A 13,050-nucleotide genomic window follows, 5' to 3' on the forward strand; every position below is an offset into this window, starting at 1 on the left:
TGCGCATGATGCGTTTCGCCCTACGGGACATCGGATCGCTCACCTGACAACGGAAGAATGCGGCGTTGCCGGCGGATGGCGCGGCGACGGACGCAGGCTGCTATCGTCGTGACAACGATAGCAAACGGTCGTGACACTATGCCCCGGTTCCATCGTCTCCTGCATGCTGCACTGCGCCCGGCCCGCTTCTGCGTGCTGCTGGCGCTGTTGTCGCTGGCGTCCTTCTCGCCGTATGCGGCCGCTGCCGCAGTGGACGCCGTGGCGCCACGCCTGGGCATCGAGGTGCTGCTGGAACAGCGGCTGGACCTGCTGCGTGGCAAGCGGGTCGGGCTGGTGACCAACGCCACCGGGCTGGACAGCCGGTTGCGCAGCGACGTGGACCGCTTCGCCACGCATCCGGACTTCACGCTCGTGGCGCTGTTCGGCCCCGAGCACGGCGTGCGCGGCGACGCGCAGGCCGGCGACAAGGTCGCGTCCTCGCGCGATGCCGCGACCGGCCTGCCGGTGCACAGCCTGTACGGAGCGCATCGCGAACCCACGCCGGCGATGCTGGCCGGCATCGACGTGCTGGTGTTCGACATCCAGGACGTCGGCACGCGCTTCTACACCTATCCGTACACGCTGGCGGGGGTCTTGCGTGCGGCGAAGCGCGCCGGCATCCCGGTCGTGGTCGCCGACCGCCCCGATCCGCTCGGCGGCGTGTTGGTCGAAGGGCCGTTGCTTGAGCCGGCACTGGCCTCGTTCGTCGGCCTGTACCCGGTTCCACTGCGCCATGGCATGACGATCGGTGAACTTGCCTCGCTGTTCAACGCCGAATTCGGCATCGGCGCCGAGTTGCATGTGGTGACGATGCAGGGATGGCGACGTGGCGACGAACCGCTGCGCGGCGCGCTGCCGTGGGTGCCGCCGTCGCCCAACATGCCCACGCCGGATACCGCGCTGGTCTATCCGGGCATGGGCCTGCTGGAAGGCACCAACGTGTCGGAAGGACGCGGCACCACGCGGCCGTTCGAGACTGTCGGTGCGCCTTGGGTGGATGCGCGCGCACTGGCCGAACGGCTCAATGCGATGGCGTTGCCGGGCGTGCGCTTTCGCCCCACCTGGTTCACGCCCACCTTCTCCAAGCACGCCGGCCAGGCCTGTGGCGGCGTGCAGCTGCACATCACTGATCGTGCCGCGTTCCGCCCGGTCCGCACCGGCATCGCGGTGCTGAAGGCCTTGCACGACCAGCATCCGCAGGACTTCGATTTCCTGCCTGGCGAACCGCCGTTCTTCGACCGGCTGGCCGGCGTGCCGTGGCTGCGCCAGGCGATCGAACGCGGCGACACGCTGGACGCCATCGAAGCGCGCTGGCAGGCGCCGCTGGCGGACTTCCTCCGCCTCCGCCAGCGCCATCTGATGTATCCGGCGATGTCCGACCCGCGCGACTGATCCGGTTCAACGGGTCTGTGCCTCGTTGGCCCATTTGGAGATGTCGCGGTGGCCGCCGTAGGTGCTGTCCACCGGCGGCAGCCACAGTTCCATCACGCCCTTGCCCGGCCTGAAGCGCGACGGCAGGGGTGCGATCGCCACCGCGTTGCCGGGGCCGTACCAGGGTTCGATCTGCTGCTGTACCCATGCGGCGACGGCCTCGGCACAGGCCTGCCGGTGGGGCAGGTCGTGCACGATCAGCGTGGGCGTGCGGTAGGGCGTGGGCGGCCGTGCCTTGCGCGCCGTGGCCGAGCTCACCACGTTCTCGATGCCGGGAATGCGCACACCGCTGTCCGCGCCGGGCGGCGCCACCGTGGCCACGCGGGCTCGCGTGGCTTCGTCATAGACATGCACGTAGAGCGTGGCATCGCGATCGCCCTGGCGGCAGGCCTGCAGGCGGGTGTCGGCGGGCAGAGGAGGCGGAGGCGGTGGTGCGGGAACCGGCATCTCGGTCCCCACAACGGGGACAGGGTCCGGCGGTGGTGGTGGCGCAGGCACGGGCTGCGCGCCCACCGCGGCGCCCGCGACGGCGCCGACGGTCGGCGACACGTCCAGCGGCATCTCGACCTGCGGGGTGATGTCGCGGCTCTTTCCCCAGTAGCCGTAGTAGCGCGTGCCCGGCTGTGTGCACACGTAGTCGCACAGCCCCGAGCGCTCGCGGTCCTCGAACGCGGTCGACGGCCGGCAGAACGTGCCCAGCGTCTGGCCGGGCAGGATGCTGCACTGTTGCTGCGCGCGATAGACCAGCGCACCGGCATCGCTGTCGCCGGCGTCTTCCAGCCGGACGTCGGCGACCTGTCGGTACAGCGCGGCCATCGCGATCTTCTGCGCATCGCTGGCGAAGGGCGGCTGGTCCGGCGTCTCTTCCCACAGGTCCAGCGCCTCGGTGGCGACATCGAGGTGCTGCTGCGTGCGGTCCGCCTGCGCCTGCCGGCTTTCCTCGATGCGGTCGAACACCTGCATCAGCGGCACCAGCATCGTCACCAGCACGCCCAGGCCCAGCGTCGCCCCGAGCGCCGCCGTCTTCGCGTTGCCGCGCCAGAACGGGACCGCCTGCGCATCCGGTTCGGCCGGGCGGAACTGCAGGCGCCGCAGCGGCGGCAGCTCGTCGTCGCCTTCCACCGGCGAGGACCAGCCGGGAATGCGCGCCAGCCAGCGCGGATGCAGCGCGTCGCCGAAGTCCTCGCCCAGCCGGTGGTAGCTCTCCCACTGCGCCTCGTCGAAGAACTGGTCGGACGTCGGCTGTTGCGGGAACAGCGGATTTCGGCTGGCATAGGCCAGCACGTCGCTGTCCAGCGCCCAGTGCAGGTTGGGCTTCACCACCAGCAGCGTGCCGACGCGGCGTTCGCCGTCGACTTCGGGGTAGCGGATGCGCGCCAGCAGCACGCCGCGCGCGGTGTACAGGTGGCGCAGGTCTTCCGGCGCCAGAATGTTGATCTGGGTATCGGTGGGCAGCGGCAGCCGGCCGGCGCTCTCGTGCGTGTAGAACTCGATGTCGGTGCCGAAGTCGATGCGCGCCTTGCGCACCAGGTTCTCCAGGTCGCCGAACTGGTACTGCGGATCGGCGCCGCAGTCGGCCAGGATGATGAAGTCCAGCTGCCGCCGCAGCAGCGCATGCACGCCGGTGTTGTCGAAGTGGCCACCGTCGGACAGGTACCAGCTGGTCGCGCTCTGTCCATGGAACCGGCCCATCGCTTCGGACAGCAGGCGTCCGGCCTTGGAGCCACGCAGTGCTTCGCGCAGGCGCGAGGCTGGCTGGAACGCCTGCGCGCGCCCGACCTTCAGCCAGTAACCCAGGCGTGCGCCGGCCAGGAACAGCAGTAGTGCCCAGCCGCGCGTGGTGTACGCGCCGGCACCGGGCGCGGCGGCGGCGCCGGAGATCGCGATCCAGCGCCCCAGCGTGTCCAGCCCGGATTGCAGCAGGAACGGCGTGCCTTCGCGCGCCACTTCCAGCCCGCGTGCCGAGGCGACCATCGATTCGCCCTTGCGGTCGGCGTTGTACAGACCGCTGCGGCCGCCGCGGGTCTGGTTGAGGCAGACATTCACCAGGTGCAGCGGGCCGCCTTTCAGCTCCGGGCGGTAATCGGCCAGCGGCACGTCATCGCCCGGCACCACGGCGGTGACGTCGGAGACGCGTTCGGGATTGTCGGGTGCCGCCGGACCCGGGGTGGGCATCTCGTCCAGATGCCGCGCCGGATTGCCCACGCCCAGGTAGGCGCGCGTCAGCCGCGCGCGGTAGAAGTTGTGCATCGACGAGGTGTTGGCGGTCTCCGCGTTCCAAGCGGTCAGCAGCAGCCACCCCACCAACGCAGCGGCGAGCAGGCCCAGCCGTCCGCCGCGGTTATCGAGCACCGGCAGTTGCTCGACCGCCGGCACCGCATCGAACACCCACCACTGCACCAGCGTCACCCACGCGAGCAGCAGCAACAGCGCCACGCCGATCCCCAGCAGGTCCAGCAGGCGGGGGCCGATGCCCAGTGATGGACCTTCGTCGGCATTGGCCATCTTCTGCAGCGGATCGGCATATGCGCGCACCACGGCCAGCAGCACGCCGCCCACGCCCAGACCGCCGTAGACCCACGCGCCACCGGACTGCAGCACGTTCATGAACCACCAGCTGAGCAGATCCAGCGCACCGGCCGCCAGCAACAGCAGCGTGACCAGGTTGAACAGGCGCAGTTGCGCCGTCATGCGGTTGCGCAGCTGGGCGTTGGCCACGCTGCGGCCAACGCCGCGCGAGCGCAGGCAGCGGACAAGCAGCACCGTCCCGTGCACGGCCACGCTGGCGAGCGCCAGCACCAGCGCCACCAGCAGTGGTGGCGCGCGCAGCCAGCCGGTGTCCGGCGCCCACAGCGCGGCGCCGATCCAGACCGCTGTCACCGCCGTGGCCACGATGACGACGACATCGCCGAACGCGATGCGCGCGCCCTGGGGCTCCGGCTTGCCGGGCTCCGGTATCACGTCGCGCAGCATCCAGTAACTGACCAGGCTGCCGGGCACCAGCGCCAGCCAGCAGGCCGCCGCCAGCGGCCACCAGGCACTGGCCCAGCCTTCCCATTGTTCGGCCGACAGCAGGTTGAGGTCGTTCTGCAGGAAGTGCGGCAGCACCACCACGCAGCCGACCAGCATGGCCATCAGGCCGAATTCCAGGTGGATGGCGATGCCCGCGCGCAGGTAGGTGGCGAACGCGGCGCCGTAGTCGCGCGCCCCGCGCGGGGTGAGGTAGCGGCCGTAGCGACGCAGCCACGCGAGTGCCATCGAGTCGTTGCGCTGGAGCAGTTCCTGCGCGCGCTTCAGTCCCAGCGTCGCTACCAGCCGGCCGAACGCCGCGCCGGCATAACCGCCGCCCGACACGGTGGACAGATAGTCCAGCCGTGGCAGCACGCCGTTTCGCGCGAGCCCGCGCAGCAGGCCGATGCAGAACGTGGCGCTGCGGATGCCGCCACCGGACAGGGCCAGGCCGACGGTGGAGCGCAGCGGCGTGCGCACGCCGTCGCGACGCAGCGCGTCCTCGCGTGCGTGCAGGGCGCTCTGTTCGTCCGGCGGGATCGTGTCGGGCAGGACGCGCCCGTGCGCGCGTGCGGTATCGGCGTCCGACATGGCGATCCTCGCTGCTTCAGGCCCGGGGGCATCCTGCAAGGACAACGCGCCACGACTCGGGAGGAGGCCACCGGCACGAGACGTTCACGCGTTTACGTTTCCACGTGCGAAACGCGAACACGCACATCCGCCTAGGACGCAGGCCCGTCCAGGAACACCGTGAGCACGCGGATGCGGCCGTCTTCGATCTGCGCGATATCCATGCCGGTGACGACCGCCGGTCCATCGGCCGGGCCGGAATACCACTGCAGCCGACCGACGCCATGGTGGCCGCTGGCCGGTCCCGCGGCGGTGAACACGAACGCGGGTGGCAGGCTGGCGAGCAGGGTGGTGACGGCATCGCCGATGGCCGCATGCCCACGCACGGCGGCGTGCGGCTCGTTCAGGACGGCGTCGTCGGCATACAGCTCGCGAATCGCCTGCATGCGCAGCGCCGCATCGCGTTCGCCGAACACCCGCGTGAGGTTGGCTCGCATCAGGCGGTCGTAGTCGAAGGGGGTGTCAGGGGATAGGGACATGGGTGCTCCAGGGCGGTAGAAGAATGGCGGGGGGAGAAGCATCCGGCTCGCCCGCATCGTGCTCGGTGACGCCACGGGACGCGTACTGATGCGGGGTGAGCCCGGTGGCAGAACGGAATGCGCGGGAAAAATGGCTCTGGTCGAAGAAGCCCACGCCCGTGGCGATCAGAGTCAAGGGCACCTGGCCAGCACGAAGCAGGCGTTTGGCCTCCAGGATGCGCCGCCAGCGCACGTATTGCATCGGACTCATCCGGACTTCCTGCCGGAACAGCCTGGCGAAATGGAACCTGCTGACGTGGGCGGCCGCGGCGATGCCGCCCAGCGTGAGCGGTTCATGGAAACGGGCTTCGATGTGCGTGAGGGCGCGGACGACGGCGCGCGCTCTGGCCTCCCGTTGCCCGCTGGCGCTCGCGCCGATGGCGATGGACCCTGCCACCCACGTGCGTTGTTGCATGCGCTGCCTTGCCCGAAAGCCGCTACCTTGTCACTCCGGTGTCCGTGCCGGTAGCACCATGCGCTGCGCTGCTGTGTCGCAGGAAACGGAACGCCGGGTGGCGCGCTACCGACGTTAGCCTGCAGGTTCGCAGCCTGAGCTGCTCCCGGGCGGCCTGCGGCCGCGCCCCATCATCGACAGAGAGAAGACACACGATGGCCCATGTGAACGTCGTATCGACAGGAACGTCCTACGCCCACCACATCACCAGCCGAGGGCACGCGCTGACCGCCGACGAGCCGGCCGCGCTGGGCGGCCGGGATCGGGGCATGGCGCCGTTCGACCTGTACCTGGCCTCGCTGGCGGCATGCACCGCGATCACCCTGCGCATGTATGCGGAGAAGAAGGGGTGGGACCTGGGCGAGTTCAGCGCGGAGCTGTCCTCGCGGCGCGACGAATCCGGCAAGCTGCACGTGCACCGCAGGCTTCGCGCCTCCGCCGGATTGACCGATGCGCAATGGAGCCGGCTGCTGGAGGTCGTGGCGAAGAGGCCGGTGACGCTGGTGATGCGCGAGGGCGCCGTGATCACCAGCGAACGCGCCTGAGCATGTCGCTCCCACAATCCCTGAGCGGACGTCAGCTCCGTCGCTTGCGGTTTCGCGTGCGGCTGGCGGGCTTGCCGCTGTCTGCGCCATCGGCGGCGAGCGGGCCGAGGTCCTGCTGCAGGCGTTCCAGCGACGACAGCGTGTCGGTGTAGGCGATGAAGTGCTGCAGGTAGCCGGGCGAGACCTCACGCATGAAGTGCAGGGCGCGGTGGACCAGCTTGCCGGAGTTGAGCGGGCCGGCGTCGCCGGGCAGGTCGTCGAGCGAGGCGCGCAGCTGGCTGTCGGTGCGCACCTGCGTCCACACGCGACGCGCCTCCGCGAGCGCGGCCGGTGCCTGGCCCGGCGGCGCGTCGGTTGCGCTGAGCGAAGTCTGCGACATCGGCGCACGCTGCTGCAGCGCGGTCACGAGGGCGTGAAGCGCCGTGCCTCCGGCGGACATCGTGGAGCCGGTCCCGACCTGCGAGGACGGCGGCGTCCACTCGGCCAGATCGCTGGCGTACTCGCCGATCAGGCGGGTCAGGCGGGCGTCGAGCAGGTGCCGTGCTTCTCCCGCATGCGCCTGCATGCGCGTCGCCAGCGCATCGAGGAAGGCGAAGCGCAAGGGATCCATGCGCTCGGCGCCGCGCGTGCGCCAGGCCTGCAACTGGGCGCTGGCGGGCAGGGCGTCACCGTCCATGCGTGCTGGCGTCGCGTTTGGCGGGGCGTGGAACCGGCGCGATCTCGACGCGGCGATTGCGTGCGCGTCCGTCTTCGCTGTCGTTCGCACTGACCGGCTGCTCGGCGCCGAAGGCGGCGGCGAACACCGACGACGACGGCACGCCATCGGCGATCAGCGTGCGGGTGACGGTGAGCGCGCGCTGCGCCGACAGTTCCCAGTTGTCGGCGAACTGGCGGTTGTTGCCGCTGACCTGGCGGTCGTCGGTGAAGCCGCTGACCATCAGGATCTCGTCGCGCGTACGCAGGTAGCCGGCCAGCGGCGCGGCAAGGCCCTTCAGCAACTCGCGGCCCTCCGGTTCCAACTGGTCCGAGTTCAGCGCGAACAGCACGTTGCCGCGGATGCCGATGCGGCCGTCGACCAGCGTCACCCGGCCTTCGGCCAGCGGCACGGCAAGGGCCTTTTCCAGCGCGGTGCGCTGCTGCGTTTCCAGCTCGCGCCGGCGCACTTCTTCGTCCAACCGCTGCGACAGCTGCGCCTGCACGGCGATCACCCCGACCAGCACCAGCACGAAGGCGCCCAGCAGCACCGACATCAGGTCGCCGAAGCTGGCCCAGACGGGTGCGCCGAGATCGGCGTCGTCGCCGGTCTCGACGCTCACGCGGCCTCCGCCGGCGTTGCACCCGCCAGCTGCTGCAGGTCGAGGGTGATCTGCCGCTGCGCCGACAGGCTCAGGTCGATGACCTCGCGTGCCTGCGCCACGTAGTACGCCAACTGGTCATCGCTGCGCGCCAGCGAACGGTCCAGCGCGCCCTCGATGCCTTGCAGGCGCACCAGCAGTTCCTCGTTCGACTTGCCGAACAGCTGCACCGCGGTGCCCAGCGCATCGCCGAGGCTGGCGACCTCGGTGGCGCCGGCGGCGACCTGCGCGGCGATGCCGCCGAGCTTGCCGGTTTCGGTTTCGACATGGTCGGTGAAGCGGGTGCCGACGCGCTCCAGCAGGTCGGCCGAGGTGGCGACCAGCGCATCGATGGCGCCGCGTTGCTCGCTCGAGGCGTGGTTCACCGCATCGAGCAGGGTCTGCAGGGTCTCCATCAGCTGGTTGCGCTCCTCCAGCATGGCGGTGTCGCGCACCATGCTGTCGGACAGCTTCTGGCGCAGTTCGGCGATGACGTCGGCCGCCGCGCGGGGCGCTTCGGACGCAACCTGCACGAGCTGCGAAATCTCGGCGATGGTCTGGGTGGAGTGTGCCTGCGCCTGCGTGGTGATCGCCTGCGCAGTCCGCGCGAGCGCGTCGCAGATGTCCTGTTGCAGGCGGGCGGTCTGCGCGCCGGCCTGTTCCCACTGCGCCTGCAGGGTTGCGCCCGTCGCTGCCAGCCGCTCGGCCCAGGCGGCGAGTCGCTGTTCGTCCTGCGCGGCCAGTGCGCGTTGCGCTTCGGTCTGCGACGTGCGCAGCGCGTCGAGAAGTTCGCTGGCATGACGCTGCATGTCGGCCGCGGTGGCGGTCAGGGCCTGTTCGTTGCGGGCGGCGATGGAGCCGCTGGTGGCTTCCTGCTGCGCCAGCGCCTGGTCCCAGCGCTCCGCCAGCGTGGTGGCATTGTGTTCCAGCCGCGACGCGACACCGTCGATCAGCGCGGACGAGCGTGATTCGAATGCACCGGCCAGACGCTCGGTCAGCACCTGCATGTCGCCGGCCAGCGCGGCATTCGAGCGCTGCTGCTGGTCGATGGCAGCAGTCCAACTGGTAGCGGCGGCGGTGGCGGCGGCACCGAAGCCGGTGTTCAGCCCGTCCAGCTGCCGTTGCACGGCCTGGCTGACGGTGTCGTGCATCGCGGCGCTTTCGCGCGCCAGACCGGCCAGGGTCGCTTCGGTGGCCGGCTGCAGCGCGGCCACGACGGCGCGCGCACTCGCGTCGACGCCGCTCTTCAGCACGCTTTCAAGCGAGGCCGCCAACTGGGCCTGCGCCGCCTCGCTGCGTTCGTGGAACGTGGCCTGGCTGGCCACCAGGCGCTCGCCGGCGGCGGTGTTCTGGTGCTCGATCGCGGCCACCATGGCCTGCAGTCGTTCCACCAGGCCCGGCATCAGGGCGGCCTGCTGTTGCAGCAGGCGGAAGGATTCCTCGCGCTGGAACGACTGCGAATGCACATGCAGCGAGGTCGTGATCTCGGCGTCCAGCAGGTGTACGGCTTGCAGGCGTTCACGGCGGCACAGCGCCGCCAGCAGGCCAAGCACGGCCGACGTGGCCACGCCCGCGATCGACGTGCCGAAGGCGAAGCCCAGGCCCTTGACCGGCGCGGCCAGCGAACCGCGGATCGCGTCCAGATCCGTGGCGCTTTCCAGCGCCAGTCCGGTGCCACGCAGCGTGGCCATCATGCCGAGCAGCGTGCCGAGCATGCCCAGCAGCACCAGCAACCCGACCAGGTACGGCGTCAGTGCGGGCGCGGGCAGGGCGACGCGTTCGCCTTCGATGCGCTGGCGCACCGAGGGACGCAGGCTTGCATGCAGCGACGACAGCCATGCCGACAGGCCTTCGCGTGCGGTGGACGTGTCCGCGACCGCATGCCGCAGCGTCGCGGTGGCCTGCCGGTAGCGATGCAGTTCCACCGCACCGGCGATGTAGCACGCGCCGATCACCAGGGTGACCACCACGCCCAGCGCATGCGTGCCGACATAGCCGAGGCCGATCCAGGTGACGATGGCAAGGCCCAGCAGGAACAGGGCGGTGGGGAGCAGATGTCGGTTCATGGTGTTCCGGAAACGGGCGAAGAGCGAAGCGCGGCCAGCAGCGCGTCGATGGGATGGAAGCGGACCTCCAGCTCGGCGAGCAGCAGGTCCTGCAGGTCGCGGCGGAAGGTGACCCGCCAGGCGTCGCCGGGTGTGTCGGCATGGGCCAGCTTCAGCCGGTCGAAGTGGCGGACGAGCAGGGCGGGCGTGGCCGCCAGCAGGGCCTGCTCGCGCGGGCTGAGCGTCATCTCCATGACCGCGTCGACCTCGGCCAGGCGCGCCTGGTCCGCCGTGCCGGTGGCCAAGGCATCGCGCAGCCGTCCGCGCAACTGGCCCGTCGATGCCTGCATCGACCGTTGCAGGTCCACGCAATGGCGACGGAACGGGGAGGTATCGTCACCGGGCAACGCGTCGAGCTTGTCGCTGCGCAGGATGGCGGCGTGCAGCGTTGCGCGCACGCGGGCGCAGGCCGCCGCTTCGCTGTCGACCTGGATCGGATGCGAGGCGGACGCCGGCGTGCCGTCGAGCGCGCGGGACAGCGCGATGGCCCGGTTCCAGTCGATCCACTGCCCCAGCCGTTCGGACAGGGCAGGGCCGGCGGAGGGCTGGTCGAGGTCGCCCAGCCGGGCGAGCCGACGGACGAAGGCGGGGGCCGAGACGGCCGCCCGTTGCTGCGGTAAAGCCACGATGACGCTCAAAAGACGGCGATTTTACAGGAAGCGCCAAGCCGGCTGGCTGCCAATCCCGGGTTAGGGACGCAATCTGAGTCGAGAGGCGCGCAGACAAAGAAAAAGCCGGAACCTCGCGGTTCCGGCTTTTCTTCAAGATGGTGGAGGTGGGCGGAATTGAACCGCCGTCCGAAGGCACTCCATCCCCGGTACTACATGCTTATCCCCCCGTTGGATCTCATCCTGCGACAGCACGGTGGGCAAAGCGCACCGCAGGACCAGCCTGTTTTAGGTTGACCGGGTGCTGACAGGCAGCCACTCCCGGCGATTCCGTGATGATGACCCTACGCTGCGAGCACGGACACAAGCAGTTTCGGGGCTTACGCCTTAAGCGGCGAGAGCGTAGTTGTCGTCGTTGGCAACTAGAGTTTTGCCGCTGGATTTACGAGGAAAGCTGCCCCCTCGGCATGCACCAGGTAACTTCGCAACCCCCGTCGAAGCCAGTGCACCCCCGGGAGCCAGGAACTTCCTGACGAGGGCAAGTGTAGGGGCGGGCACCCCGCTTCACAAGGCGCGACGGCGTGAGTATTCAGCCTTCACATCGTGGAAACCGGCTGTGGGAGCGACGTAAGTCGCGAAAGGGTGTCCGGATGGCCTGATCGCGACTTACATCGCTCCCACACCCACACCGGGCATCACGCGTTCTTGTTGTGCCGGCGCATGACGCGCGACTTCTCGCGGGCCCAGTCGCGGTCCTTCTCGGTGGCGCGCTTGTCGTGGGTCTGCTTGCCCTTGGCCAGGGCGATCTCGGCCTTGACCTTGTTGCCCTTCCAGTACAGCGAGGTGGGCACCAGCGTGTAGCCGTCGCGCTCGACCTTGCCGACCAGGCTGTCGATCTCGTTCCGGTGCAGCAGCAGCTTGCGGGTGCGACGGTCGTCGGCCACCACATGGCTGGAGGCCTGGATCAGCGGCGTGATCTGCGCACCGAACAGGAAGATCTCGCCATGGCGGACAATCGCGTACGCCTCGGTGATGTTGGCGCGGCCGGCGCGGATCGCCTTCAGCTCCCATCCCTGCAGGGCAAGGCCCGCCTCGTAGCGTTCCTCGAAGTGGTATTCGTGCCGAGCGCGCTTGTTAAGCGCGATCGTGCCCGTTGCTTTATTCTTGTCCGGTTTCTTTGCCATCCGTCCTATTGTCGCCGAAGGCGGAACCCTACGCGAGCCACATGCATACGATCCGCCGCAGCGCCCTGGTCGAACACTCGGCCACCCGGATGTTCGACCTGGTCAACGACGTGGCGGCCTATCCGCGCCGGTTCGACTGGTGCAGCGCCGCCGAACTGATCGAGCAGGGCGAGGCGAGGCTGGTGGCGCGGCTGGACTTGGGATTCGGGTCGCTGCGCACCTGGTTCACCACCGAGAACGTGCTGGACCGTCCGTACCGCATCGACATGAACCTGGTCGATGGTCCCTTCCGCAAGCTGCACGGGCGCTGGGACTTCCACGCGCTGGACGAATCGGCCTGCAAGGTCACCCTGACGCTGGAGTTCGAGCCGACCAGCCGTCTGCTGGCGCCGGCGATGGCGCTGGGGTTCCAGGGCCTTGCGGATCGCATGGTGGACGACTTCGTGCGCGCCGCCGACCGCGGAGAATGACGTGCGCGTGGAGGTGATCCGCGCCTGGCCGCACCGGTTCGAGTCGGTGGTGTTCGACCTGCCCGAGGGCGCCACCGTCAGCGACGCGCTGGCGGCAAGCGGCTTCATCGATGCCGGGCATCCGGCCGTGGCGATCCATGGCGTCAATGCCACGTTGGAAACGGTATTGAACGAAAACGACCGCGTGGAAGTGCTGCGGCCGTTGCTGATCGATCCGAAGGAGGCGCGCCGACGGCGCGCGCTCAGGTAAGGGACGCGCCGCGCCTCAGCGGCGGCCGCCCTTCTTCTTTTCCTTGGCGAGGTTGGGACCGAACTTGCGCACATCGCGCGACAGCTGCAGGTCGGCCTCGGGGAAGTACTCGCCTTCCCAGCTGGCGAGCGTGTCGCCGTCGAAGATCAGGGTGAGGTTCTTGATTTCGGTCGTGCCGCGGCGGTTGGTGCGGTTGCTCGCGGTGTAGTCCCAGCGATTGGCGTGGAACGGATCGGCGATCGACGGGCTGCCGAGCAACGACTGCACCTGCTGCTTGCTCTGTCCCGCCTGCAGTTGGTCCACGGCCGTCTTTTCGATCAGGTTGCCCTGGTAGATCGGCTGCTTGTAGAGGATGCCGCAGCCAGCGGTGGCGGAAGCGAGGACGGCAGCCAGCAGGAATTTGCGCATTGGGACAAGTACAGTGGGAAACCGGGCCGATGATACACTCCCGCGGACCGCCGCAACCGAGCTTC

13 protein-coding genes and 1 other RNA gene are annotated in these 13,050 nt (G+C 69.5%); 4 read left to right on the forward strand and 10 right to left on the reverse strand.

The genetic code is table 11. From position 1 onward, the window contains the following. The first annotated feature begins 138 nt into the window (after window positions 1–138). Window positions 139–1,431, forward strand: coding sequence for a DUF1343 domain-containing protein (locus MMG85_RS00505; protein WP_241044048.1), 1,293 nt, complete (start codon window positions 139–141; stop codon window positions 1,429–1,431). 6 nt (window positions 1,432–1,437) lie between these two features. Here MMG85_RS00505 and MMG85_RS00510 read toward each other — a convergent pair whose 3' ends face one another. The 3 genes from MMG85_RS00510 to MMG85_RS00520 form a co-directional block, all read right to left on the reverse strand. Continuing rightward, a complete protein-coding gene (locus tag MMG85_RS00510; RefSeq protein ID WP_241044050.1) occupies window positions 1,438–5,070 on the reverse strand; it encodes a hypothetical protein in 3,633 nt (1,210 codons plus the stop codon). A 131-nt stretch (window positions 5,071–5,201) separates the two neighbouring features. After that, window positions 5,202–5,588 (reverse strand): nuclear transport factor 2 family protein, encoded by a 387-nt coding sequence (locus tag MMG85_RS00515; protein ID WP_241044051.1) that lies wholly within the window; start codon window positions 5,586–5,588, stop codon window positions 5,202–5,204. Further along, entirely contained in the window at window positions 5,572–6,042 is a 471-nt protein-coding gene (locus MMG85_RS00520) for a helix-turn-helix transcriptional regulator (RefSeq protein WP_241044052.1), read from the reverse strand. Before MMG85_RS00520 ends, MMG85_RS00515 begins: the two co-directional genes overlap by 17 nt. Before the next feature lie 194 nt (window positions 6,043–6,236). Here MMG85_RS00520 and MMG85_RS00525 point away from each other — a divergent pair, with 194 nt between their 5' ends. Beyond that, the gene (locus tag MMG85_RS00525) at window positions 6,237–6,626 is read left to right on the forward strand and encodes an OsmC family protein (protein WP_241044053.1); all 390 of its coding nucleotides are present in this window, start codon (window positions 6,237–6,239) and stop codon (window positions 6,624–6,626) included. 31 nt (window positions 6,627–6,657) lie between these two features. Here the strand turns inward: MMG85_RS00525 and MMG85_RS00530 are convergent, their stop codons facing one another. The 6 genes from MMG85_RS00530 to smpB all read right to left on the reverse strand — a co-directional run bounded on the left by MMG85_RS00530 (window position 6,658) and on the right by smpB (window position 11,857). Beyond that, window positions 6,658–7,302, reverse strand: a complete 645-nt coding sequence (locus tag MMG85_RS00530) for a DUF2894 domain-containing protein (protein ID WP_241044054.1) — start codon at window positions 7,300–7,302, stop codon at window positions 6,658–6,660. Beyond that, window positions 7,292–7,942 carry an OmpA family protein gene (locus MMG85_RS00535; protein ID WP_241044055.1) on the reverse strand — a complete coding sequence of 217 codons (651 nt, stop codon included), beginning with the start codon at window positions 7,940–7,942 and terminating at the stop codon, window positions 7,292–7,294. The genes MMG85_RS00530 and MMG85_RS00535 overlap by 11 nt, the downstream gene beginning before the upstream one ends. Continuing rightward, window positions 7,939–10,026, reverse strand: a complete 2,088-nt coding sequence (locus MMG85_RS00540) for a DUF802 domain-containing protein (protein WP_241044056.1) — start codon at window positions 10,024–10,026, stop codon at window positions 7,939–7,941. The genes MMG85_RS00535 and MMG85_RS00540 overlap by 4 nt, the downstream gene beginning before the upstream one ends. Then, the gene (locus tag MMG85_RS00545) at window positions 10,023–10,703 is read right to left on the reverse strand and encodes a DUF3348 family protein (RefSeq protein WP_241044057.1); all 681 of its coding nucleotides are present in this window, start codon (window positions 10,701–10,703) and stop codon (window positions 10,023–10,025) included. The genes MMG85_RS00540 and MMG85_RS00545 overlap by 4 nt, the downstream gene beginning before the upstream one ends. A 129-nt stretch (window positions 10,704–10,832) precedes the next feature. Next, window positions 10,833–11,186, reverse strand: a transfer-messenger RNA (tmRNA) gene (ssrA, locus tag MMG85_RS00550). A gap of 182 nt (window positions 11,187–11,368) precedes the next feature. Continuing rightward, window positions 11,369–11,857 carry an SsrA-binding protein SmpB gene (gene smpB / locus MMG85_RS00555; RefSeq protein ID WP_055943054.1) on the reverse strand — a complete coding sequence of 163 codons (489 nt, stop codon included), beginning with the start codon at window positions 11,855–11,857 and terminating at the stop codon, window positions 11,369–11,371. A 41-nt stretch (window positions 11,858–11,898) separates the two neighbouring features. Here smpB and MMG85_RS00560 point away from each other — a divergent pair, with 41 nt between their 5' ends. After that, window positions 11,899–12,327, forward strand: a complete 429-nt coding sequence (locus MMG85_RS00560) for a type II toxin-antitoxin system RatA family toxin (protein WP_241044058.1) — start codon at window positions 11,899–11,901, stop codon at window positions 12,325–12,327. 1 nt (window position 12,328) lies between these two features. Then, window positions 12,329–12,577, forward strand: a complete 249-nt coding sequence (locus MMG85_RS00565) for an RnfH family protein (RefSeq protein ID WP_241044059.1) — start codon at window positions 12,329–12,331, stop codon at window positions 12,575–12,577. Window positions 12,578–12,592: 15 nt separating this feature from the next. Here the strand turns inward: MMG85_RS00565 and bamE are convergent, their stop codons facing one another. Then, window positions 12,593–12,985, reverse strand: coding sequence for an outer membrane protein assembly factor BamE (gene bamE / locus MMG85_RS00570; protein WP_055943060.1), 393 nt, complete (start codon window positions 12,983–12,985; stop codon window positions 12,593–12,595). Window positions 12,986–13,050 lie beyond the last annotated feature (65 nt).

Origin of the sequence: Pseudoxanthomonas sp. LH2527 (assembly GCF_022539275.1) — a bacterium.
Classification (GTDB): domain Bacteria; phylum Pseudomonadota; class Gammaproteobacteria; order Xanthomonadales; family Xanthomonadaceae; genus Pseudoxanthomonas_A.

Coding starts and splice junctions, on each gene's coding strand:
- MMG85_RS00515 (WP_241044051.1), bottom strand. CDS start 5,588: ATGTCCCTATCCCCTGACACCCCCTTCGACTACGACCGCCTGATGCGA.
- MMG85_RS00505 (WP_241044048.1), top strand. CDS start 139: ATGCCCCGGTTCCATCGTCTCCTGCATGCTGCACTGCGCCCGGCCCGC.
- MMG85_RS00520 (WP_241044052.1), bottom strand. CDS start 6,042: ATGCAACAACGCACGTGGGTGGCAGGGTCCATCGCCATCGGCGCGAGC.
- MMG85_RS00530 (WP_241044054.1), bottom strand. CDS start 7,302: ATGGACGGTGACGCCCTGCCCGCCAGCGCCCAGTTGCAGGCCTGGCGC.
- MMG85_RS00560 (WP_241044058.1), top strand. CDS start 11,899: ATGCATACGATCCGCCGCAGCGCCCTGGTCGAACACTCGGCCACCCGG.
- MMG85_RS00525 (WP_241044053.1), top strand. CDS start 6,237: ATGGCCCATGTGAACGTCGTATCGACAGGAACGTCCTACGCCCACCAC.
- smpB (WP_055943054.1), bottom strand. CDS start 11,857: ATGGCAAAGAAACCGGACAAGAATAAAGCAACGGGCACGATCGCGCTT.
- MMG85_RS00510 (WP_241044050.1), bottom strand. CDS start 5,070: ATGTCGGACGCCGATACCGCACGCGCGCACGGGCGCGTCCTGCCCGAC.
- MMG85_RS00540 (WP_241044056.1), bottom strand. CDS start 10,026: ATGAACCGACATCTGCTCCCCACCGCCCTGTTCCTGCTGGGCCTTGCC.
- bamE (WP_055943060.1), bottom strand. CDS start 12,985: ATGCGCAAATTCCTGCTGGCTGCCGTCCTCGCTTCCGCCACCGCTGGC.